This is a genomic window from Donghicola eburneus (genome assembly GCF_900115865.1).
Lineage (GTDB): Bacteria > Pseudomonadota > Alphaproteobacteria > Rhodobacterales > Rhodobacteraceae > Donghicola > Donghicola eburneus.
Genome location: NZ_FOXY01000004.1, coordinates 161250 through 182835, shown reverse-complemented (window position 1 = coordinate 182835; position 21586 = coordinate 161250). Strand labels below are relative to the sequence as shown.

Annotated in this window: 21 protein-coding genes; 13 read left to right on the top strand and 8 right to left on the bottom strand. The window is 57.6% G+C overall.

The window, feature by feature from the left end; translation table 11 throughout:
* The 4 genes from mnmG to BM225_RS08460 are packed head-to-tail and all read left to right on the top strand — an operon-like array spanning nucleotide 1 to nucleotide 4221.
* Nucleotides 1-1881 carry a tRNA uridine-5-carboxymethylaminomethyl(34) synthesis enzyme MnmG gene (mnmG, locus tag BM225_RS08475; RefSeq protein ID WP_072708933.1) on the top strand — a complete coding sequence of 627 codons (1881 nt, stop codon included), beginning with the start codon at nucleotides 1-3 and terminating at the stop codon, nucleotides 1879-1881.
* A complete protein-coding gene (rsmG, locus tag BM225_RS08470) occupies nucleotides 1878-2492 on the top strand; it encodes a 16S rRNA (guanine(527)-N(7))-methyltransferase RsmG (RefSeq protein WP_092464179.1) in 615 nt (204 codons plus the stop codon). Before mnmG ends, rsmG begins: the two co-directional genes overlap by 4 nt.
* Nucleotides 2485-3294, top strand: coding sequence for a ParA family protein (locus tag BM225_RS08465; protein WP_072708929.1), 810 nt, complete (start codon nucleotides 2485-2487; stop codon nucleotides 3292-3294). Before rsmG ends, BM225_RS08465 begins: the two co-directional genes overlap by 8 nt.
* A gap of 18 nt (nucleotides 3295-3312) precedes the next feature.
* Nucleotides 3313-4221, top strand: coding sequence for a ParB/RepB/Spo0J family partition protein (locus BM225_RS08460; protein WP_072708927.1), 909 nt, complete (start codon nucleotides 3313-3315; stop codon nucleotides 4219-4221).
* A gap of 3 nt (nucleotides 4222-4224) precedes the next feature.
* On the opposite strand, the gene BM225_RS08455 is transcribed toward BM225_RS08460, so the two are convergent.
* From BM225_RS08455 to rph, 4 genes are read right to left on the bottom strand one after another with little or no spacing between them, the layout of a single operon-like run.
* Nucleotides 4225-4578, bottom strand: coding sequence for a YbaN family protein (locus tag BM225_RS08455; RefSeq protein ID WP_072708925.1), 354 nt, complete (start codon nucleotides 4576-4578; stop codon nucleotides 4225-4227).
* A gap of 4 nt (nucleotides 4579-4582) precedes the next feature.
* Complete coding sequence (hemW, locus tag BM225_RS08450) at nucleotides 4583-5740, bottom strand: radical SAM family heme chaperone HemW (protein ID WP_218157050.1); 1158 nt, start codon at nucleotides 5738-5740, stop codon at nucleotides 4583-4585.
* Nucleotides 5733-6344: an RdgB/HAM1 family non-canonical purine NTP pyrophosphatase gene (rdgB, locus tag BM225_RS21960; RefSeq protein WP_072708921.1), complete on the bottom strand. Its 612-nt coding sequence runs from the start codon at nucleotides 6342-6344 to the stop codon at nucleotides 5733-5735. The genes hemW and rdgB overlap by 8 nt, the downstream gene beginning before the upstream one ends.
* Complete coding sequence (rph, locus tag BM225_RS08445; RefSeq protein WP_072708919.1) at nucleotides 6341-7054, bottom strand: ribonuclease PH; 714 nt, start codon at nucleotides 7052-7054, stop codon at nucleotides 6341-6343. The genes rdgB and rph overlap by 4 nt, the downstream gene beginning before the upstream one ends.
* Nucleotides 7055-7165: 111 nt before the next feature.
* Between rph and hrcA the strand changes: the two genes are divergently transcribed.
* Complete coding sequence (gene hrcA, locus BM225_RS08440; RefSeq protein ID WP_072708917.1) at nucleotides 7166-8233, top strand: heat-inducible transcriptional repressor HrcA; 1068 nt, start codon at nucleotides 7166-7168, stop codon at nucleotides 8231-8233.
* A gap of 3 nt (nucleotides 8234-8236) precedes the next feature.
* Entirely contained in the window at nucleotides 8237-8824 is a 588-nt protein-coding gene (locus BM225_RS08435; protein ID WP_072708915.1) for a nucleotide exchange factor GrpE, read from the top strand.
* 36 nt (nucleotides 8825-8860) lie between these two features.
* Here the strand turns inward: BM225_RS08435 and mutS are convergent, their stop codons facing one another.
* Nucleotides 8861-11509: a DNA mismatch repair protein MutS gene (gene mutS / locus BM225_RS08430; RefSeq protein WP_072708913.1), complete on the bottom strand. Its 2649-nt coding sequence runs from the start codon at nucleotides 11507-11509 to the stop codon at nucleotides 8861-8863.
* A gap of 277 nt (nucleotides 11510-11786) precedes the next feature.
* On the opposite strand from mutS, the gene BM225_RS08425 reads away from it, so the two are divergent.
* From BM225_RS08425 to BM225_RS08405, 5 genes are all read left to right on the top strand, one after another.
* A complete protein-coding gene (locus tag BM225_RS08425) occupies nucleotides 11787-14042 on the top strand; it encodes an NADP-dependent malic enzyme (RefSeq protein WP_072708911.1) in 2256 nt (751 codons plus the stop codon).
* An 82-nt stretch (nucleotides 14043-14124) separates the two neighbouring features.
* Entirely contained in the window at nucleotides 14125-15006 is an 882-nt protein-coding gene (locus tag BM225_RS08420; protein WP_072708909.1) for a ribokinase, read from the top strand.
* Between the two features lie 109 nt (nucleotides 15007-15115).
* The gene (locus BM225_RS08415; RefSeq protein ID WP_072708907.1) at nucleotides 15116-16033 is read left to right on the top strand and encodes a D-amino acid aminotransferase; all 918 of its coding nucleotides are present in this window, start codon (nucleotides 15116-15118) and stop codon (nucleotides 16031-16033) included.
* Nucleotides 16030-16746 carry a sulfotransferase-like domain-containing protein gene (locus tag BM225_RS08410; protein ID WP_072708906.1) on the top strand — a complete coding sequence of 239 codons (717 nt, stop codon included), beginning with the start codon at nucleotides 16030-16032 and terminating at the stop codon, nucleotides 16744-16746. The genes BM225_RS08415 and BM225_RS08410 overlap by 4 nt, the downstream gene beginning before the upstream one ends.
* 174 nt (nucleotides 16747-16920) lie before the next feature.
* Nucleotides 16921-17265 (top strand): DUF7282 domain-containing protein, encoded by a 345-nt coding sequence (locus BM225_RS08405; RefSeq protein ID WP_245780448.1) that lies wholly within the window; start codon nucleotides 16921-16923, stop codon nucleotides 17263-17265.
* A 46-nt stretch (nucleotides 17266-17311) separates the two neighbouring features.
* On the opposite strand, the gene BM225_RS08400 is transcribed toward BM225_RS08405, so the two are convergent.
* Nucleotides 17312-17602, bottom strand: coding sequence for an SCP2 sterol-binding domain-containing protein (locus tag BM225_RS08400; RefSeq protein WP_072708904.1), 291 nt, complete (start codon nucleotides 17600-17602; stop codon nucleotides 17312-17314).
* Nucleotides 17603-17686: 84 nt separating this feature from the next.
* Nucleotides 17687-18913 carry an argininosuccinate synthase gene (locus BM225_RS08395; protein ID WP_072708902.1) on the bottom strand — a complete coding sequence of 409 codons (1227 nt, stop codon included), beginning with the start codon at nucleotides 18911-18913 and terminating at the stop codon, nucleotides 17687-17689.
* 191 nt (nucleotides 18914-19104) lie between these two features.
* On the opposite strand from BM225_RS08395, the gene BM225_RS08390 reads away from it, so the two are divergent.
* The gene (locus BM225_RS08390; protein WP_143095355.1) at nucleotides 19105-19854 is read left to right on the top strand and encodes a hypothetical protein; all 750 of its coding nucleotides are present in this window, start codon (nucleotides 19105-19107) and stop codon (nucleotides 19852-19854) included.
* A 40-nt stretch (nucleotides 19855-19894) separates the two neighbouring features.
* Nucleotides 19895-21133, top strand: a complete 1239-nt coding sequence (gene ilvA / locus BM225_RS08385) for a threonine ammonia-lyase IlvA (RefSeq protein ID WP_072708897.1) — start codon at nucleotides 19895-19897, stop codon at nucleotides 21131-21133.
* On the opposite strand, the gene BM225_RS08380 is transcribed toward ilvA, so the two are convergent.
* Nucleotides 21134-21466, bottom strand: coding sequence for an Hpt domain-containing protein (locus tag BM225_RS08380; RefSeq protein WP_072708894.1), 333 nt, complete (start codon nucleotides 21464-21466; stop codon nucleotides 21134-21136).
* Between the last annotated feature and the right edge of the window lie 120 nt (nucleotides 21467-21586).

Sequence of the window (21586 nt, the reverse complement as noted above, 5' to 3'; positions counted from 1 at the left end):
GTGTTTCACGTGAAACAATCTGATTTCGATGTCCTCGTTATTGGTGGAGGCCACGCCGGCTCCGATGCGGCTCATGCGGCGGCACGCATGGGGGCGAAAACAGCCTTGGTCACCTTGCGAAAGGATACGATCGGAGTGATGTCGTGCAATCCGGCGATTGGTGGCTTGGGAAAAGGTCATCTGGTTCGCGAGATTGATGCGATGGACGGCCTTATGGCTCGCGTTGCAGATCGTGCCGGCATTCAGTTCCGTCTTCTTAATCGTCGCAAAGGACCTGCTGTACAAGGGCCACGAGCACAAGCTGATCGGAAGATCTATCGTGAGACCATGCTGGCCGAGTTGGTGACCGCCCGAAATCTCTCGATCATTGAAGGGGAGGTCGCGGACCTGATCGAGCTTGATGGTCGGATTTCTGGTATCGTACTTGCAGACGGCAGCATGATCAAATCCCATGCAGTCGTTTTGACGACAGGCACCTTCCTAAACGGGATTATCCACATTGGTGATGTTTCAAAGCCGGGCGGACGGATGGGAGATACCCCGTCGGTCAAACTGGCGGAGCGCCTTCACAGCTATGGCCTGCCACTTGGCCGCCTGAAAACTGGTACACCGGCAAGGTTGGACGGGAGAACGATCAAATGGGAGCTCCTTGAGGAACAGCCCGGTGATGAAGAGCCTACAATGTTCTCGTTCGCCTCAAAAGAGCCATATGTGCGCCAAATCTCTTGTGGGATAACACACACTAATGAGCGGACCCATGAAATTATTCGCGATAATCTCTCTCGTTCTGCAATGTATGGGGGACACATAGAGGGTGTTGGTCCGAGATATTGTCCTTCGATCGAAGATAAAATCGTACGTTTCGCTGATAAGACCTCCCATCAGGTTTTTCTTGAACCCGAGGGCCTGGACGATCCTACGGTTTATCCGAACGGAATTTCGACATCCCTGCCAGTTGACATACAAGAAGCCTATATCCGTTCGATGTATGGTTTGGAGGATGTAAAGATCTTTCAGCCAGGGTATGCGATTGAGTATGACTACGTTGATCCAAGATCATTGAATGAGACATTGGAGCTGCGAGACCATCCTGGTCTTTATCTGGCTGGCCAGATCAACGGCACCACTGGCTATGAAGAGGCGGCAGCCCAAGGAATGGTTGCCGGATTGAATGCAGCTCAATCAGCCTTTCGAAAAGATGCGATAACTTTCAGTCGGACGAATAGCTACATTGGCGTAATGATCGATGATCTAACGACGCGTGGTGTGAGTGAGCCTTATCGCATGTTTACATCTCGAGCAGAGTTTCGTCTATCGCTCCGTGCTGACAATGCTGATCAGCGTTTGACGCCGATGGGCGTTGCGCTTGGTTGTATATCCGAGGACAGAAAAGCGGCATTTGAGGATAAAATGGAGCGCTTGACCAACGGTAAAGCACGGTTGGAGAGCATGAGTTACACTCCTCGCGAGCTCAAAGAGAAGGGTTTGAAAGTAAACCAAGACGGTGCGCGACGCACCGCGTTCGATCTTCTGGCATTCCCTGATTTCAATTTTGATACACTTCTCACGGTATCGCCCGAACTGTCCGACGTCGATCCCGAAACCAGGCGACAGCTGGAATGTGATGGACTCTACGCGAAGTATATCGCGCGCCAAGAGAAAGATGCAGAGGCGCTGCGGCGGGACGAGGGACATGTCATCCCAGAGGATTTCGATTTTGCCGCTCTGCAAGGTCTCTCGAATGAGCTAAAAGCCAAATTGATTGCCGCTAGGCCCTCAACTTTGGGACAAGCTGGTCGCGTCGAGGGGATGACGCCGGCTGCACTAACTCTAATTCTATCCAAGATGCGTCAAAATAAAAGATTGGCCGCCGGCTCATGAATCTCGAAAGTTATCCACTGAGTGTTTCACGTGAAACACTGGACCGGTTAGCGCACTACGAAGCGCTCCTAAAAAAGTGGAACAAAGCGATCAATCTCGTTTCGCCGGCCACATTAAAAGATGCTCGATCTAGGCACTTTATAGATTCTGCCCAGATATATGCTCTGGCAAAAGAAGATTGGCAAATCTGGTGTGATATGGGCAGCGGTGGTGGTTTCCCTGGTTTGGTTATCGCAATCTTAGCCGCAGAGCTCAAGCCTGCGTCTGAGGTCGTTTTACTTGAGAGCGACCAGCGGAAGGCAACGTTTCTCCGTACCGTGGCGAGAGAGACTGGCATCAAGGCAACTGTAATTTCTGATCGAATCGAGACGGCTGAGCCGATTGGGGCGGACGTTTTGTCTGCTCGTGCACTTGCATCGCTCACCAACCTGCTCGAATTTTCTGAGCGACATTTGAAGCCAGAAGGGCAGGCATTGTTTCCAAAAGGAGCAACTTGGCAACAAGAGCTTCAAGAAGCAAAGCGAACGTGGTCTTTCTCTCATGAAGTTACTAAAAGCATCGTAGAGTCTAACTCGGTTATTCTGAGCATCGGAGGCATTGCACGTGGCTGATATTTTGACGTCCAGCGGTACCAAGATCATCGCTGTCACCAATCAGAAAGGTGGTGTGGGCAAGACGACTACAGCCATCAATCTGAGCGCGGCACTAGCCGATATGGGGAAGCGTGTTCTGGTGGTGGATATTGATCCTCAGGGTAACGCTTCAACCGGCTTGGGAATTCACGCCGACGAGCGTGATTACACAGCGTATGAACTGTTACTTGAAGAGGTTTTGCCAACCGAAGTGATCCGGCAGACCCAGTTTGAGAACATCTTTGTTGTGCCTGCGACCACAGATCTGGCGTCCGCTGATATCGAACTTATTTCGAATGAGAAGCGAAGCTATTTGCTCCGAAATGCATTGCGAACAGCTTTGATGGCCGAGATCGATTTTGACTACATCTTAATCGACTGTCCGCCGTCACTGAACCTTCTGACGGTCAATGCGATGGTCGCCTCGGACTCCGTGCTTGTCCCTTTGCAAAGCGAATTTTTTGCTCTGGAGGGTTTGAGCCAGCTCATGCTCACTATTCGGGACGTGCGCAAAGCGGCGAACCCCGATCTGCGGATTGAGGGGATTGTGCTGACGATGTTCGATGGGCGGAATAATCTGTCTCAGCAAGTGGAGGCAGACGCCCGCGAAAACTTGGGTGATCTCGTTTTTCAAACCAAGATCCCTAGGAATGTCCGCGTTAGCGAAGCACCTTCGTTTGCGCTTCCTGTTTTGCACTACGATCCCAATTCCCGTGGCGCAGTTGCCTATCGCGCACTCGCGAAAGAACTGGTAGAGAAGAGCGCTCAGGTAGCTGCATAAAAACATAAGAGGGCAGGCATGGATCGAAAGCCAACGAAACGAGGATTGGGCCGGGGTTTGTCGGCGCTGATGGCTGACGTTCAACCCGAAACTACGAGCGACGCGGCGACAACCGCGCCGCGCCGTCCAGATATGATGGTCCCGATCGAGAAGATCGAACCTAATCCCGACCAGCCGCGGCGCAGGTTCGAGACCGAAGATCTGGAGGATCTGTCGCGGTCGATCAAAGAAAAGGGCGTTATCCAACCCCTGATCGTTCGCGTAAGCCCGCGCGATAGTCTGAAGTACGAGATCGTTGCCGGCGAACGCCGCTGGCGTGCCTCGCAGATGGCACAGCTCCACGAGCTTCCTGTACTGATCCGTGACTTCGATGACACCGAAGTTCTGGAAGTTGCGATTATCGAAAACATCCAGCGCGCCGATCTGAACCCGGTAGACGAAGCTGCTGGCTACAAACAGTTGATGGAGAAGTTCGGTCACACGCAAGAGCGCCTTGCCGAAGCTCTTGGCAAGAGCCGGAGTTACATCGCGAACTCAATGCGTCTGCTACAGCTGCCAGAAGATGTCATAGAGCATCTGGCGGATGGCCGCCTGACGACTGGTCACGCGCGTGCGCTGATCACGAGTGACCATGCTTCGGAGTTGGCAAAGCAGATCGTCTCTCGTGGTATGTCGGTGCGCGACACCGAGCGGTTAGTCAAAAAGGCTGCGCAGGGCGAGACTGCGCCTAAACCGCGTGCCGCGTCAAAATCCGCGGGTGAAAAGGACGCCGATACCAAAGCACTCGAAGGGGATTTGTCTGCTGCAGTCGGGATGAAAGTTTCGGTCGAGCACAAGGACGGAACTGAGCAGGGCAAGATCGTTATCAGCTATAACAGCCTAGATCAGCTCGACGAAATCTGCCGCCGCTTGAGCGCAGTGGAATAAACGTTAATAGCTGGGGCGGGTCCATATAAAGATGAGAACCGCCCCAAGCGTCACGGCCTGAATAGCCAAGATCATTGGTCGTAATCCCATAAAAACAGAGATCGAAAAGACGACCGCGATCGAGGCGGTGGCAGCGCGTTTGCCCGTAAGGCTGATCGCGCCGCTACGATTCCAGTCTTCGATAGCGGGACCAAAGACTCGGTGGTTCACCAGCCATCCATGCATCCGTTCGGACGATCGGGCAAAGCAAAACGCTGCCAGCAGCATAAAGGGCACCGTCGGCAGCAGGGGAAGAACAACCCCGATGAGGCCGAGCGCCACGCATATGATGCCAAAGGTGAACCAGACAGGCCGCATGCTGTTAATCCAGTAGGAGTTCCGCGATTACCGCGTTCAGGACCAGTCGACCCGCACGCGTAGCTTTAAGATAGGGCTTTTCATTTTTAATCATCCCCATATCTTCTAGTTCTTGCAATGTGCACGGATTGAGAGGTTTGCCTCCAATTTGATTAAAACGCTGTAGATCGATGCCATCTGTCAGGCGCAGCCCCATCATCAGGTACTCGTTAGCTTGTTCCGTCGCAGAGACAGCCTCGACTAAATTCTCACCGGTCCCTGCCGCGACGGCATCAAGCCATTTCTGAGGTTGCTTCCACGTGTCAGTGGCGTGGCGCTGGCCGTTCATAGTTAATCGACCGTGTGCGCCAGGTCCGACACCGACATAGTCGCCATAATTCCAGTAGATCTGGTTATGCCGGCTCTCGGCGCCTGGTTTCGCGTAGTTCGAAACTTCGTAGTCGTACATTCCGAATTCAGCGCAGATCTCTTGGGTGACTTCGTACATCTCGGCTGCGTCATCATCTTCGGGCAGGCCACGCAGCTTGCCGCGTTCATATCGGTCGCCGAAGGCTGTTCCGGCCTCAATGGTCAGCTGGTAGAGCGATAGATGATCGGCCGCCAAAGAGAGTGCTTCGCGCAGTTCGGCTTTCCACGCAGAAACGGTTTGATCTTGGCGCGCATAGATCAAGTCAAAGCTGACACGCCCGAAACAGTCCTTGGCGATCTCGAATGCGCGCTGACCCTCGGCGACTGTGTGCATCCGGCCGAGACGACGTAAGTCATCATCTCGCAAGCTCTGAAGGCCCATCGAGACACGGTTTACGCCAGCGTCGGCATAGGCACGGAAGCGTCCAGCTTCGACTGATGTCGGGTTTGCTTCGAGAGTGATTTCCTGATCGTTGGCGGGCGTCCAAAGTTGGCCGACCCTTTCAAGGATCGCAGCGACAACGTCTGGGTCCATCAAGCTGGGGGTGCCGCCACCAAAGAAAACTGATTTCAGCACTCGGTCAGGGGTGCGGGCTGCATTGCGATCGAGCTCTTTCAGGTAGGCGTCCAGCCATGCCTTCTGGTCGATGGACCGAGAGACGTGGCTGTTGAAATCGCAGTAGGGGCATTTGGCCATACAGAATGGCCAGTGGATGTAGAGGCCAAACCCCCCGTTACGCCAGTCCTCAGCCAAAGCAGGCGTCCACGAACTTTTTGAAGGCGTCAGCTCGGTGGCTGATGCGGTTTTTCTCGGCGGGGTCCATCTCGCCGAGGGTGATGTCGTAGCCGTTGGGCATAAAGATCGGGTCGTAGCCGTGACCTTCGGCACCGCGCATGGGCCAAACAAACTGCCCTTCGATCGTGCCTTCGAAGACGTCATCGGCGCCATCGGGCCACGCCAGAACCAGCGTGCAGCAGAAGCGGCATGTGCGCGGCTCTGGCGCGTTCTTTTCTTCAAGTAGGTTGTAGGTCTTGGTCATCGCCATGACGAAGTCGCGCCCATTCGGAGTCTCGGACCAGTCGGCGGTATAGACACCGGGGGCACCGTCCAGCGCATCCACCGCGATGCCGCTGTCGTCGGACAGAGCAGGTAGGCCGGTCGCCTTGGCGGCGGCGTGGGCCTTGATGCGAGCATTCTCGACAAAGGTTGTGCCGGTCTCTTCTGGTTCGGGCAGACCCTTTTCCTTGGCGCCGACGACAGTGATGTTGAAGGGAGCGAGCAGGGCCCGCATCTCCTCCAGCTTACCGGCGTTGTGGGTTGCGAATAGGATCGTATCGCCTTCGAATTTCCGGGTCATGCGCAGGCGGCCTCTTGGGCTGCGACCAGTTCGGCGATGCCTTTGTCCGCTAGGTCCAGCAGCTGGTTCATCTGCGCCCGAGAGTAGGTCGCGCCCTCGGCCGACATCTGGGTCTCGATCATCTGGCCGTTGCCAAGCATGACGAAGTTGCCGTCAACGCCCGCAGCCGAGTCCTCGGGGTAGTCGAGGTCGAGCACAGCCTGACCCGCATAGATGCCACAGCTGACTGCCGCGACCGGAGAGATCAGCGGATCGGTTTTGATGTCGCCCGCCTTGATCAGCTTGTTGACCGCGAGACGCAGGGCAACCCAACCACCGGTGATCGAGGCACAGCGGGTGCCACCGTCCGCTTGGATCACGTCACAGTCGATGGTGATCTGACGCTCGCCCATGGCAACGCGGTCCACACCGGCGCGCAGGCTGCGGCCAATCAGGCGCTGGATTTCGACGGTGCGGCCGCCTTGCTTGCCAGTGGTCGCTTCGCGGCGCATCCGCGAGGTGGTCGATCGGGGCAGCATGCCGTATTCGGCAGTGACCCAACCCAGACCCGAACCCTTGATGAACGGGGGCACGCGGGGTTCGAGCGTGGCGGTGCACATCACATGAGTGTCCCCAACCTTGATCAAGCAGGAGCCTTCGGCATGCTTGGTCACGTTGGTTTCAATTGAAATTTCGCGCATCTCGTTTAGATCACGTCCAGAAGGTCGCATAATAATTCCCCTGTAATTGTTGCGTCGGGCATACGCCCGCGTCGGATAGGGTGGCAACCCCGATTGACGATTTCCTTCAGGCGAATTTTAGTGCGTCCTAAGGAGATGCAAATGCACGAAGGCAGAAAACTTCTCGAAGAGATGAACGACCGCTCGCGCGAGGTCTTTCGCCGTGTGGTCGAAGGTTACTTGGAAAGCGGCGATCCGGTGGGTAGCCGGACCCTAACGCGTACTATGAACGAAAAGGTCAGCGCTGCGACGATCCGGAATGTGATGCAAGATCTGGAGTACATGGGGCTGATCGGTAGTCCCCATGCCAGCGCGGGCCGCGTGCCGACCCAGATGGGGCTGCGTATGTTCGTTGATGGTTTACTCGAGGTGACGGCACCCTCTGATCAGGACCGCGAAAAGATCAGCGCGACCCTAGGCGGAAACAGTGATGATGTGGGCATGATGCTGGACCGGATTGGGTCGGCGTTGTCTGGGGTCACCAAAGGCGCCAGTCTGGTTCTGGCTCCCAAGCACGAAGCGCCGATCAAGCATATTGAGTTCGTGTCTCTGACACCAGAGCGGGCGCTCGTGGTGTTGGTGTTCGCAGACGGGCATGTTGAGAACCGCGTGTTCACTCCGCCTGTAGGCCAGACCCCGAGCAGCATGCGCGAGGCCGCGAATTTCATGAACGCGCTGGCAGAGGGCAAAACCCTGTCCGAGCTGCGGCGCGATGTCCGCGACCAGATCAGCACCCGCCGCCAAGAGATCGACGCACTGGCCCATGCCATGGTCGAATCCGGGCTCGCAGTCTGGAGCGAAGAGGGCGATGGCCCCGAACGCCTGATCGTCCGTGGCCGCGCGAATCTGCTCGAAGAGACGGGCCAAGACGATCTGGAACTGATCCGCGTACTGTTCGACGATCTGGAGCGCAAACGTGATTTGGCCGATTTCCTTCAACTGACCGAAGAAGGCGAAGGCGTGCGCATTTTTATTGGCTCGGAGAACAGACTTTTTTCACTTTCGGGTTCCTCTCTGGTCGTCTCTCCTTATATGAACGCTGACCGAAAGATTATTGGTGCGGTCGGGGTCATCGGACCCACGCGCTTGAACTATGGTCGGATCGTGCCCCTTGTGGACTACACAGCTCAGCTGGTAGGGCGCATGATCTCTGACCGGACTGAGAGGTAAGCAATGGCTGAGCCGAAGAACGAAGACTTCCTTGATGATGTCGAGGCTCTCGAAGAAGAGCTGTATGGCGAAGACGAAAATGACAGCGAAGAGCTGATCGATATCGACGAAGAAGCTGCCAAGGGCGAAGCATACGATGCCCTGAAAGCGGAACGCGACGATTTCAAAGATCGCTATGTCCGCGCACTGGCCGAGGCTGAGAACGCCCGCAAGCGTGCTGACAAGGATCGCCGTGATGCCGAGAAGTATGGCAGCACCCGTCTGGCCCGCGATCTGCTGGGGGTTTACGACAACCTGCAGCGCGCGCTGAAGGCCGCCGAGGAAACCTCGAAAGAGGACAACGCGATCCTGATCGAAGGCGTTGAGCTGACACTGCGCGAATTGAACAACACCTTCTCGAAGCATGGTCTTGTTGTGATCGAGCCTGCGGTGGGTGAGCAGTTTGATGCGAACGTCCACGAAGCGATGTTCGAGGCTCCTGTGCCGAACACCAAAAAGGGCGAGATCATTCAGGTCAGCGCCGTTGGCTTCATGCTGCACGACCGTCTGCTGCGTGCCGCTCAGGTTGGCGTATCGTCGAACCCCGCCTGATTTTCAGCGCATCTCTGGAATGCCAAAGGCCCGCCGTTACTGGCGGGCCTTTTCTTTGAGATCGTAGAGGAGTTGCAGTGCCTCGCGTGGGGTCAACTCGTCGGGATGGATTTTCTCCAGCATCTCGAGAGCAGGCGACGGAGCCGGTTTGGCAGCCGGTGGCGGTGCAGGTGGGATCGCAGCGAACAAGGGAAGGTCGTCGATCAGCGCCTTTTGCTTTGATCCGCCGCCCTGACGTTCGCCTTCCTCCAGCGCCTCTAGCACGACACGGGCCCGTTCCACGACGCTCGTGGGCAGGCCCGCCAGACGGGCCACCTGAACACCATAGGACCGGTCGGCTGCGCCGCGTTTGACCTCGTGCAGGAAGATAACTTCGCCTTCCCATTCCTTGACGCTGACAGTCGCGTTCTCCACGCCGTTCAGTTTTTCGGTCAGGGCGGTCATTTCGTGATAGTGGGTTGCGAACAGAGCACGGCAGCGGTTCACGTCATGTAGGTGCTCCATCGTGGCCCAAGCAATCGACAGACCGTCGTAGGTCGCCGTACCGCGCCCGATCTCGTCGAGGATCACCAGCGCTCGGTCATCGGCCTGATTCAGGATCGCAGCCGTTTCGACCATCTCGACCATAAACGTCGAGCGACCACGAGCCAGATCGTCCGACGCACCCACGCGGCTAAAGATCTGGCTCACCAGACCAATATGCGCGGACTGCGCGGGGACGAACCCGCCCATCTGCGCCAGCAAAGCAATCAGCGCATTCTGGCGCAAGAATGTCGACTTACCCGCCATGTTCGGACCGGTCAGCAGCCAGATCGCAGCACCGTCCCGTGGGGACGGGGACAGTTCGCAGTCATTCGCGACAAAGGGATCACCGTCCGACTTCAAAGCGGCCTCGACCACAGGATGCCGACCTGCATCAATGCGGAAGGTCCGGCTGTCGTCGATCACAGGACGGCACCAATCTTCGCTGCGGGCCAAATCGGCCAGAGCAGTCGTCAGATCCAACTCGGCTAAGGCACGGGCCATCGACCCCAGCGGGGCGGCTTGCTCCAGAATGGCCTGGCGCAGGTCCTCGAACAGGCGCTTCTCGATCTCTAGCGCGCGGCCACCCGCGTTCAGGATGCGTGTCTCCAGATCGGACAGCTCGACAGTGGTAAAGCGCAGGGCGTTCGCGGTGGTCTGGCGGTGAATGAACCGTTCGCCCATCCCTAGCATCTTTTCACCGTGGGTCGCGGTGCATTCGATGAAGTAGCCAAGGACGTTGTTGTGTTTGACCTTCAGGCTCGAGATGCCTGTCTCTTCGGCATACTGGGCTTGCAGGCCGGCGACGACCCCGCGGCCTTCGTCGCGCAGGGTGCGAGCTTCGTCCAGTTCGGCATGAAATCCGGCTGCGATGAAACCACCGTCCCGTGCCAGCAGAGGCGGCTCCGCGATCAGTGCCTGATCTAGCAGATCCAGCAGCTCCTCTTGCTGGGCCATGTCTACCGTCAATTGGGACAGCAGCGGGGGCAGGTCCAACTGCGACAAGGTCTCGGCCAGATCCAGAGATTGGGTGATGGTGTTCCGAACAGCGGTCAGGTCGCGGGGACCCGCGCGATCCAGCGACAAACGGGACAGCGCGCGGTCCAGATCGGGCACGCGGCGCAGGCTCTCGCGCCATTGATTTGCCGTGATCGTATGATCGACGGCATAGGCAACGGCTTCTTGGCGGCGTTGCACTTCATCCAATACGCGCGACGGGGCCGACAGGCGACGCTCTAGCAAGCGGCCGCCACCGGCGGTCACCGTGCGGTCCACGACAGACAGCAGCGATCCCTGACGCCCACCCGACAGACTGCGGGTCAGTTCCAGATTGCGGCGGGTCGAGGCATCGATCTGCACCACACGGTCCTGAGCCTCGCGCACGGGCGCGCGCAACAGGGGCAGGGTACCTTTCTGCGTGATGTCCAGATACTCGACGATCGCACCTAACGCGGACAATTCGGCACGAGTAAAGCTGCCAAAGGCATCGAGCGTGTCGACCTTGTAGAGCTTGCACAGGCGCCCCTCGGCGGCAGTGCTGTCAAACGCGGCGCGGCTCAAGGGCGTCAGCGCGGCGCCGTTGTCCTCAATTAGCTCGGCCCAATCTTCTTCTTTGTTGTCGCTCAGCAGAACCTCGCGCGGCATCAGGCGCGCCAATTCCGGCCCGATCCGGACCTCGGGCAGGGACACCACCCGCAACTCGCCGGTCGAAATGTCGGAGTAGGCCAAAGCGACTTCGCCGCGGACCTCGGTCAGCGCGGCCAGATAGTTATGGCGGCGCGCTTCTAGAAGCGAGTCCTCAGTCAGTGTGCCAGGCGTCACCAGACGCACGACGCCGCGTTTCACGACAGACTTCGATCCGCGCTTCTTGGCTTCGGCGGGGTCTTCCATCTGCTCGCAGACGGCGACGCGGAAGCCCTTGCGGATTAAGGTCAGCAAATACCCTTCGGCCGCGTGCACAGGAACGCCGCACATGGGGATGTCGTCGCCCTCGTGCTTGCCGCGTTTGGTTAGCGCGATATCCAGCGCCTCTGCCGCAGCGACGGCGTCGTCAAAGAATAGCTCGTAGAAATCGCCCATGCGATAGAACAGCAGAGACCCCGGATGAGCCTCTTTGATTTCCAAATACTGCGCCATCATCGGCGTAACGCCGGTTGCTGCCATGCTGCCTCTGGTCGTGTTAACTCTGGTCCCGTTTCCAGAGGGGATACCCTGTCAGGGCCAGCGCCAAAAGGCAAAACATTGGATACACCCACAGAGTAACTTAATTACAAAAATAGATCATTTTTGATAATTATGTGTTGAACATCTCGAAATAAACTGCGAAATCGCAAATCGAATGAAGGGAATACGCGTTTGTTAGCGCAACCATTGTGGCCGACTGTTGAGACAGCCGAAACAAGGGGTTAGGGACCTACGCGCTCCACTGAGGGAAATGAGAATGTCGAAGAATAAAGTCACCCGCGAAGAGGCTCTGGCCTTTCACCTGAACCCCACCCCCGGCAAGTTCGAGGTGACTGCGACCGTTCCCATGACCACACAGCGCGACCTGTCGCTGGCTTATTCGCCCGGCGTGGCTGTTCCCTGCGAGGAAATCGCAGCGAACCCCGAGGTCGCATATGACTACACCACAAAGGGCAACCTTGTGGCGGTGATCTCGAACGGGACGGCTGTTCTGGGTCTAGGCAACCTTGGCGCGCTGGCGTCCAAGCCCGTGATGGAAGGCAAGTCGGTTCTGTTCAAACGCTTTGCCGACGTGAACTCGATCGACATCGAACTGGATACCGAAGATCCCGATGCGATCATCAACGCCGTGAAACTGATGGGCCCGACCTTTGGCGGCATCAACCTCGAGGATATCAAGGCGCCCGAATGCTTCATCATCGAGCAGCGCCTGAAAGAAGAGATGGACATCCCCGTCTTCCACGACGACCAGCACGGCACCGCCGTGATCTGTGCCGCCGGCCTGATCAACGCCCTGCACATCAGCGGCAAGAAGATCGAGGATGTGAAGATCGTTCTGAACGGCGCGGGTGCTGCGGGCATCGCCTGTATCGAACTGCTGAAATCCATGGGTGCACGTCACGAGAACTGCATCGTCTGTGATACCAAGGGCGTGATCTATCAGGGCCGCACCGAAGGCATGAACCAGTGGAAATCGGCCCACGCGGTGAAAACTGACCTGCGCACGCTGGAAGAGGCGATGAACGGCGCGGACGTGTTCCTTGGCGTATCGGTCAAGGGCGCTGTGACCCCCGACATGGTGGCGTCCATGGCAGACAATCCCGTGATCTTTGCGATGGCGAACCCCGATCCCGAGATCACTCCGGAAGAGGCGCACGAAGTTCGCGTCGATGCAATCGTCGCGACTGGACGCAGTGACTACCCGAACCAGGTGAACAACGTACTGGGCTTCCCCTACCTGTTCCGCGGTGCGCTGGACATCAACGCTCGTGCCATCAACGACGAGATGAAGATCGCCTGCGCCGAAGCTCTGGCTGAACTGGCCCGCGAGGACGTTCCGGACGAAGTGGCGTTGGCCTATGGCCGCAACTTGTCGTTTGGTCGTGACTACATCATCCCGACCCCGTTCGACCCGCGTCTGATCTACCGCATTCCGCCCGCAGTGGCGAAGGCCGGTATGGACACCGGCGCGGCGCGCCGTCCGATTATCGACATGGACGCCTACGAGGTTTCGCTCAAGGGCCGCATGGACCCGACCGCCAGCATCCTGCGCGGCATCCATGCCCGCGCAAAAGCTGCACAGGCGCGCATGATCTTTGCCGAGGGTGACGACGTTCGCGTTCTGCGCGCGGCTGTGCAGTACCAGCGTTCGGGTCTGGGCAAAGCCTTGGTCGTTGGCCGCGAAGCAGACGTGAAGGAAAAGCTCGAAGCCGCAGGCATGGGCGATGCCGTTCGCGAACTGGAAATCGTGAACGCGGCGAACACCCGTCACCTCGAGACCTACAAAGAGTTCCTGTACGAGCGCCTGAAGCGCAAAGGCTACGACCGTCACGACATCCACCGTCTCGCGGCGCGTGATCGTCACGTGTTCTCGGCCCTGATGCTGGCGCACGGTCACGGCGACGGTCTGGTCACCGGTGCGACCCGCAAATCGGCCCACGTGCTTGAGTTGATCAACCACGTGTTCGATGCAGATGCGAAACATGGTGCGGCTGGTATCACTGCGCTGCTGCGCAATGGTAAAATCGTATTGATCGGTGACACGCTGGTCCACGAATGGCCCGAAGCCAGCGATCTGGCTGACATTGCAGAGCGCGGTGCAGGCGTGGCCCGTCATCTGGGCCTTGAGCCCCGCGTGGCGTTCGTCAGCTTCTCGACCTTTGGCTATCCCCGCTCGGAGCGCGCAGAAAAGATGGCGTTGGCGCCCAAAGTGCTCGAAGATCGCGGCGTGGACTTCGAATTCGAAGGCGAGATGACTGTGGATGTGGCACTGAACCCGAAATCAGCAGAGGCCTATCCCTTTAGCCGTCTGTCGGGGCCAGCGAACATTCTGGTCGTGCCTGCCCGTCACTCGGCTAGCATCTCGGTCAAGTTGATGCAGGAAATGGGTGGCGCGACTGTGATCGGACCGATCCTGACCGGCGTGGACCAGTCGATCCAGATCTGCTCGACCAACATGACAGAGACTGACATTCTGAACATGGCGCTTCTGGCGGCCTGCAAAGTCGGCTAAGTTAGAAACATAGCGCAAACCATTGTAAAACGCCCCTCGCGGGCGTTTTATGCGTTTCAGATCATTGCTTCAGGGGGCGCAGATGACCGTTTTCAATCTTGGATCGATCAACGCGGACTACACCTATCAAGTCCCGCACCTGCCCCAACCGGGCGAAACGCTGGCGGCCAGTTCTGTAACACGCGGTCTAGGGGGCAAGGGCGCAAACATGTCAGTGGCCTGCGCCCGCGCGGCTGGGCGCGTGTTTCACATCGGCGCTATCGGCGAGGATGGCACGTGGGCGACGGACCGTTTGCTGGAATACGGGGTCGACACGCGCCACGTCTCGACACTGGACGTGCCAACGGGGCACGCAATCATCTCTGTCGATCCTGAGGGTGAAAACAGTATCCTGATCCTGCCCGGCGCGAATATTGAAATCACGGAAAAGATGATTGCTGCCGCGATCTGCGAAGGCGGGCCGCAAGACTGGCTGTTGATGCAGAACGAAACCAACGGCTTGCAAGAGGCGACCGATATGGCAAAGCAGGTGGGCATGAAGGTCGCCTATGCCGCGGCGCCCTTCGTTGCCAAAGATGCTGCGCAAATCGCGCCGCGTGCTGATCTGCTGTTCCTGAACGAGATTGAAGCGCAGCAGTTGCAGGACGAGATGAACACCACGCTTTCGAGCCTGCCGATCGCCGATATCATCGTCACCAAGGGCGGCAAAGGCTGCGCATGGCATCATGGCGACGAGGTCACTGAATTCCCGAGCTATCCGGCCGACGTTGTGGATACCACGGGCGCGGGTGACACCTTTACCGGCTATGTTCTGGCCAGTCTGGACCGAGGGATGACCATTCCTCAGGCAATCGATTTGGCGCAGCGCGCTGCTTCGCTCATGGTGCAGCGTTTGGGGACAGCGGATGTTATTCCTGATCTCAAAGAGGTTCAGGACGCCTCTTTCGGGTCCAGCCAAAGCTGATCAGATCGTTTCGGTCTGACCTCTGTTCGATTCATCATGTACAGCCACTTGCCTTCGTCAGGAGGCAAGATCAGTCTGCGGCCAAACCGATATGGAAAAGGCGCGCAGAATGACCGACACAGACCAAGTCTCGACCCACCAATCGCAGGACGACCCCCGCAACGAAGAGATCCTGATCTACGTGAACGGTGCCTTAAAGCCCAAGGCCGAGGCGCTGGTGAGTGTCTACGACAGCGGCTTCATGCTTGGGGACGGCATTTGGGAAGGTCTGCGCCTGTACAATGGCAAGTGGGCCTTCGTGGATGATCATTTGGACCGCCTGTTCGAGGCGTCGCTCGCCATTGATCTCGATATCGGCATGACGCGGGCCGAGGTTTTCGCAGCTCTGGAAGAAACGCGCGCCGTAAACAACATGCACACCGATGCCCATGCGCGCTTGATGGTGACACGGGGGATCAAGACGCGCCCGTTTCAGCACCCATCGCTGTCCCAGCAGGGACCCACTGTGGTGATCATCATGGAGCATTCGCAGCCCAAAATTCCGCGTCCCATCCGTCTGGCGACAGTCCCGCATCAGCGCGGGCTGCCTATGACCCAAGACCCGAAACTCAACAGCCATTCCAAGCTGAATTGCATTCTCGCCTGTATCGCGGCGGAAAAGGCAGGCGCGGACGAGGCGCTGATGCTGGACGTCCATGGATTCGTCAACACCACGAACGCCTGCAACTTTTTCATCGTCCGCAAGGGAGAGGTTTGGACCAGCACGGGTGACTACTGCATGAACGGCATCACCCGCGCCAAGGTTATTCAAGTCTGTCGAGAGGCGGGTATCCCTGTGTTCGAACGCAACTATAGCCTCGTTGACACCTACGGCGCGGACGAAGCTTTCTTGACGGGCACATTCGGGGCGCAGACGCCTGTTGGGTCGATTGACGGGCGCCAAATCGGCTCGGGCGAGATGGGGCCGATGACCCAGCGCATCCGAGACCTCTACAAAGCTTTGGTCGCCAAGGAGGCGGGCGAATGAGGCTCGCTGTCTGGTCAGGCCCCCGTAATCTGTCGACTGCGATGATGTACGCTTTTGGCCACAGAGAGGATTTTACCGCTGTGGATGAACCGTTTTATGCCGCGTATCTGGCGAAAACGGGTTTGATCCATCCGATGGGGGACCAGATCATTGCCAGCCAGCCCACCGATCCCGATCAGGTCATTGCTGGCCTACTGGCCCCGACGGCAAAGCCGCACGTCTACCACAAGCATATGTCGCAGCACATGATAGACGGCATTCCGAGGGAATTCATCGAAGAGTGCACCAACGTGTTTCTGATCCGCCATCCTGCGCGGGTCGTTGCGAGCTTTTCCGCGAAGTATGACAACGTGACGCTAGACAGCATCGGGTTCGTTCAGCAGTACGAACTGTGCAACCAGCTGATGGCCAAAGGTATCGCACCTGTGGTTATCGACAGTGCTGACATCCGCCGTGCGCCAGAGGCGGGGCTGCGGGCCATGTGTGATGCGGTTGGGTTGGAATTTGACCCATCTATGTTGCATTGGCCCGCTGGTCCGCATCCCGACGACGGCGTTTGGGCTGCGCACTGGTACGGCGCTGTGCATCAATCGACAGGTTTTGCCGGTGTCGAGGGGCCGCTGCCTGATGTCCCCGAAGCTTTGCAGCCTCTCGTAGATGGGGCCATGCCGCACTACGAACAGATGCAGAAGATGGCGCTCTCTTTTACGTGATCTGTCGTGAACACTCTCGATGCGTCCAAATGATCGTTCCCGAGCGTAACCCTATCAGAAAGAGGGCAAAGAGTGCTCTCTCTGAACCGGGAGGATTTTTCCTTGAAGACTTTTTTGATTGCAGCCGCCGCAGCTTCGATTACCGCGACAACCGCATTTGCAGCGGGCCACGGCATGGCTCCCATGGTTGACGCCGCAGACCAGTCCGTTTCGAACGGTGTTGTCTCGGCCTCCAAAGTCATGGCGCCTGCGAACGGCTGGATGGTTGTTCACCGCACTGACTCGGAAATGAAGCCCGGCCCCGTCGTCGGCTACGCCCCCCTGCGCGAAGGTGAGAACACCGACGTTGCAGCGATCCTGCAGGAAGATGTCGCAACTGGCGATATGCTGATGCTGATGGTCCACGGCGAAGACGGTGGCATGTCGACCGGTGTGTTTGAATACACCCTTGGCGCCAAAGAAGATGGTCCGATCAAAGTCGACGATGCACTGGTTATGAAGGTTATCACCGCACAATAACCACCACTCGATTAGGCGAACTGGGCCCGCTTTGGCGGGCCCTTTTTCATTTCAGGAACTTGGCCAGTTCCATTGCGGCGGACGGATTGCCGCTGACTTTCATTTTACCCATCATGACACCAGTCATCGGGTTCAGTTGGCCCTTGAGCAGCTTTTTCAGGTTTTCGAGCGAGATTTTGATGGTGCATTCCGCGGGGCGGTCCTCCATCGCGACCTCTTGGCGGTCCAGCACCATAATGCCGTCTGCACCGCAGTCGATCTTCAGGCTTTTCTCATTGGTACTGGTGGCCAGAACGGGCGCGACGCGGTCCGCAATGTCTTGGAGCGTTGTGCTCATTAGGAAACCTCTAAACTGATGAGTTCAGAAAAAGAAATGGCCCGCCGAAGCGAGCCAAATCAAGACTGACGGTGCGTCCTGCACTTACGATTTGTTGCGGCGCTTGCGGGCGGCCAGCAGTTTCAGACGCAGTGCATTCAACTGGATGAAGCCTGCCGCGTCCTTCTGATCGTAGGCGCCTGCATCCTCTTCAAAGGTCACGTGCGCTTCGGAGTAGAGGCTGTTGTCCGACCAGCGGCCAACAGTGCGAACAGAGCCTTTGTATAGCTTCAGACGTACGGTGCCGTCGACATGCTCTTGGCTCTTATCGATGGCAGCCTGCAGCATTTCACGCTCGGGCGAGTACCAGAAGCCGTTGTAGATCAGCTCTGCATAACGGGGCATCAACTCGTCCTTCAGGTGGGCTGCGCCGCGATCCAGAGTGATCTGTTCGATACCGCGGTGTGCCTCGAGCAGGACGGTGCCGCCGGGCGTTTCGTAGATGCCGCGCGACTTCATGCCAACAAAGCGACCCTCGACCAGGTCCAAACGGCCGATGCCATGCTTGCCACCCAGTTCGTTCAGCTTGGTCAGGATGGTTGCGGGGCTCATCGCCTCGCCGTTGATGCTGACTGCGTCGCCCTTTTCGAAACCAACTTCGATGAACTCGGGTTCATTGGGGGCGTCCTCGGGGTGGACGGTCCGCTGATAGACGTAATCGGGTGCTTCGACTGCGGGGTCTTCCAGAACCTTGCCCTCGGACGAGGTGTGCAAGAGGTTCGCGTCGACCGAGAAGGGCGCTTCGCCGCGCTTGTCCTTGGCGATCGGGATCTGGTGCTTTTCAGCGAACTCGATCAGCTTGGTCCGGCTGGACAGGTCCCACTCACGCCAGGGCGCAATTACTTTGATGTCGGGGTTCAGCGCGTAGGCGGCCAGTTCGAAACGAACTTGGTCGTTGCCCTTGCCGGTTGCGCCGTGTGCCACAGCGTCAGCTCCGGTCTCGGCTGCGATCTCGACCAGACGCTTCGAAATCAGCGGACGCGCGATCGAGGTGCCCAGAAGGTACAGGCCTTCGTAGACCGCATTTGCGCGGAACATGGGGAAGACAAAGTCACGAACAAACTCTTCGCGGACATCTTCGATGTAGATGTTTTCAGGCTTGATCCCCAGAAGCTCGGCTTTCTTGCGAGCAGGTTCCAGCTCTTCGCCCTGACCGAGGTCAGCGGTAAAGGTCACGACTTCGCAGCCGTATTCGGTCTGGAGCCATTTCAGGATGATCGAGGTATCAAGGCCACCGGAATAGGCCAGGACGACTTTTTTGGGCGCGGACATGAAGAATTCCCCTTTAATCGGACAATGGGCCGATAGCGGGTTTTCTGCGCGGGGGCAAGTTGAGCCGCTAGAATCCTGTGTTTTCCGGTCTACTGCGCGCGGAAATCGTGCGTGAAGTTGTTGACCGGCCAGATGATCCACGCGATTCAAGGCACAGACTTCTAGTTAAGGGTGAGCATATGACGGCTTGGATGTTGTTTCGACACGCGGTGCTGATAGTGGCGCGCAACTGGCGCGAGGCGCTGAAAATTTCTGGCGTGCTTTACCTGATCATCGCAGTGTTCGATTTCTCGATCTCGAGCCAGATGCCCCAAGGCGGCATGGGCAACGGGATGGCTCATGGTGAATTTGGGATGTCTCCGACAAACATGCTGCTGTCGATCGTGCTGATTGCGGCCTACATCATTATCAGCATGTGGATCGCCGTCGCGTGGCACCGCTATGTCCTGCTCGAAGAGATGCCGAGCGGTTGGTTGCCCACGTGGAACGCCCCAGCTGTGGGCCGATACTTTGGCAAATCTCTGCTGATCATGGCGATTGTGATTGCAGCGGCTTTGTGTGTTGGCCTGTCCGTCACCATCACTGCAGTTTTTGCCCCCCCGATTGCCGTGTTTTTTGGTTTAGCGGGCATGCTGTTTGTCGGCGCACTGTTCTATCGTCTTTGCCCTGTCCTGCCTGCGGTAGCTGTGGGCGAGTCGCTGTCCATTCGCGACGCATGGCACCAGACGCGCGGGCTGTTTAGCTCGATCATCCTGCTTGTTCTGCTGCAGTTCATGCTGATGCTGGCGATCCAAATTCCAGTGGTTCTGATCGGATCGCTGATCCCGTTCCTTGGACTGTTGGCACAAATTGCGGCCAGCTGGTTCCTGACGCTGGTGACAGTCAGCCTGTTGACCACGTTCTACGGTCACTTTGTCCAAGAGCGCCCTCTGGCAGATTGACGCCTTGCGCGGGATCGGCGGTTGAGCCACAGATATCGGCATGACCGATTTTCGCACTCTGGCCCAAGCCGCCGAAGCCGCCATGCGCGAGGTGTTCCCCGCAACACCCTTGCTCCGTAACGATTACCTCTCCAAGCGCTACGACGCCGATATCTGGCTCAAGCGCGAGGATCTGAGCCCTGTCCGCAGTTACAAGATCCGCGGCGCGCTAAATTCTATGCGCAAGGTCTTGGCGAACAATCCCGACAGCAACGTGTTTGTCTGCGCCAGCGCGGGCAACCACGCGCAGGGCGTGGCCTACATGTGCCGTCATTTCGGGGTCAAAGGCGTGATCTATATGCCTGTGACCACCCCGCAGCAGAAAATCATGAAAACGCGGACTTTTGGCGGGGATGCGGTCGAGATCCGGCTGATCGGGGATTATTTCGACGACACTCTGGCCGCAGCGCAGGCTTATTGCACCGAGGCAGGTGCGCATTTCCTGTCACCCTTTGACGATCCCGACGTGATAGAGGGACAGGCCAGTGTGGCAGTTGAAATCGAGAAAGCCTTGGGGCGCGCGCCGGATCAAATCGTGCTGCCTGTGGGCGGAGGCGGTTTGTCTTCGGGTGTGTACAACTATTTTGGGGAAAGCACGGATTACAGCTTGGTCGAGCCATTGGGCGGTATGAGCTTGAGCGAAGCGCTCAAAGCGGGCCGCCCGATGAAGCTGAAACGTGTGGACAGTTTTGTGGACGGCGCGGCGGTAGCCCAGATCGGGGCCAAGCCCTTTGAGATTCTGAAGAATCTGCCGGTGAACAAAGTCTTTGCTGCGCCAGAGGATCGGATCTGCGTCACCATCCTCGATATGTTGAATGTCGAAGGGGTCGTACTGGAGCCCGCCGGCGCCTTGGCAATCGACGTTCTAGCGGACATCCGCGATCAGGTTCGCGGGAAAACTGTGGTCTGTGTCGCCTCGGGCGGAAACTTTGATTTCGAGCGTCTGCCAGAGGTCAAAGAGCGGGCGCAGCGCTATTCGGGCGTGAAGAAGTACTTCATCCTGCGACTCCCCCAGCGTCCGGGTGCCTTGAAAGAGTTCTTGAACCTCTTGGGCCCCAAGGACGATATCGCGCGTTTCGAGTACCTGAAGAAGTCAGCGCGCAATTTTGGTTCCGTCCTGATCGGGATCGAGACAGATGATGCAAGCAACTTTGCTGGGTTCTTCGCCAAGTTGGATGCCGCAGGATTTGTCTATACAGACATCACGAACGACGATCTGCTCGCGCAGTTCCTGATTTGATCAGGCAGCGCCCTTGACGAGGGCGCTGTTCAAAAACTGTTCTTTAGAAGCATCGTAGGTCGAAACGACCTGGCCAATGTCCACAGTTTCGGGGTTGCCAGCTCGCGCGGCAATTTCGCCTTCTTGGCACAGACGGGACAATTCCGCGAAGCCAAGGTTCAGGGCGCTGCCTTTGAGGAAGTGCAAATCTTCGCCCAATGTGCCCATGTTCGGCGAGGTCCGCAGGGTGTCGATGGATGCATCAACCTCTGACACGAACATTTCTGCCACTTCGGCAAAATCTTCGGCTCCGATCTCGTCGCGCAATTCTTTGATGCGATCCCAATCAATCATTTATTAGTTGCCCCTATACACCTGTTCCAAAGCTGGCACGACGTCTCTTACTTTCAAGTAAATAATCGACCCAAACCCGCAGAATTTTACGTTTTACCTCTGATTAAGACGGCTCTGCGA

Excerpts from the sequence above, each read along its gene's own strand:
- rsmG (WP_092464179.1), top strand. The coding sequence starts at position 1,878 with ATGAATCTCGAAAGTTATCCACTGAGTGTTTCACGTGAAACACTGGAC.
- BM225_RS08460 (WP_072708927.1), top strand. The coding sequence starts at position 3,313 with ATGGATCGAAAGCCAACGAAACGAGGATTGGGCCGGGGTTTGTCGGCG.
- BM225_RS08455 (WP_072708925.1), bottom strand. The coding sequence starts at position 4,578 with ATGCGGCCTGTCTGGTTCACCTTTGGCATCATATGCGTGGCGCTCGGC.
- rdgB (WP_072708921.1), bottom strand. The coding sequence starts at position 6,344 with ATGACCCGGAAATTCGAAGGCGATACGATCCTATTCGCAACCCACAAC.
- rph (WP_072708919.1), bottom strand. The coding sequence starts at position 7,054 with ATGCGACCTTCTGGACGTGATCTAAACGAGATGCGCGAAATTTCAATT.
- hrcA (WP_072708917.1), top strand. The coding sequence starts at position 7,166 with ATGCACGAAGGCAGAAAACTTCTCGAAGAGATGAACGACCGCTCGCGC.
- BM225_RS08435 (WP_072708915.1), top strand. The coding sequence starts at position 8,237 with ATGGCTGAGCCGAAGAACGAAGACTTCCTTGATGATGTCGAGGCTCTC.
- mutS (WP_072708913.1), bottom strand. The coding sequence starts at position 11,509 with ATGGCAGCAACCGGCGTTACGCCGATGATGGCGCAGTATTTGGAAATC.
- BM225_RS08425 (WP_072708911.1), top strand. The coding sequence starts at position 11,787 with ATGTCGAAGAATAAAGTCACCCGCGAAGAGGCTCTGGCCTTTCACCTG.
- BM225_RS08420 (WP_072708909.1), top strand. The coding sequence starts at position 14,125 with ATGACCGTTTTCAATCTTGGATCGATCAACGCGGACTACACCTATCAA.
- BM225_RS08415 (WP_072708907.1), top strand. The coding sequence starts at position 15,116 with ATGACCGACACAGACCAAGTCTCGACCCACCAATCGCAGGACGACCCC.
- BM225_RS08410 (WP_072708906.1), top strand. The coding sequence starts at position 16,030 with ATGAGGCTCGCTGTCTGGTCAGGCCCCCGTAATCTGTCGACTGCGATG.
- BM225_RS08405 (WP_245780448.1), top strand. The coding sequence starts at position 16,921 with ATGGCTCCCATGGTTGACGCCGCAGACCAGTCCGTTTCGAACGGTGTT.
- BM225_RS08400 (WP_072708904.1), bottom strand. The coding sequence starts at position 17,602 with ATGAGCACAACGCTCCAAGACATTGCGGACCGCGTCGCGCCCGTTCTG.
- BM225_RS08395 (WP_072708902.1), bottom strand. The coding sequence starts at position 18,913 with ATGTCCGCGCCCAAAAAAGTCGTCCTGGCCTATTCCGGTGGCCTTGAT.
- BM225_RS08390 (WP_143095355.1), top strand. The coding sequence starts at position 19,105 with ATGTTGTTTCGACACGCGGTGCTGATAGTGGCGCGCAACTGGCGCGAG.
- ilvA (WP_072708897.1), top strand. The coding sequence starts at position 19,895 with ATGACCGATTTTCGCACTCTGGCCCAAGCCGCCGAAGCCGCCATGCGC.
- BM225_RS08380 (WP_072708894.1), bottom strand. The coding sequence starts at position 21,466 with ATGATTGATTGGGATCGCATCAAAGAATTGCGCGACGAGATCGGAGCC.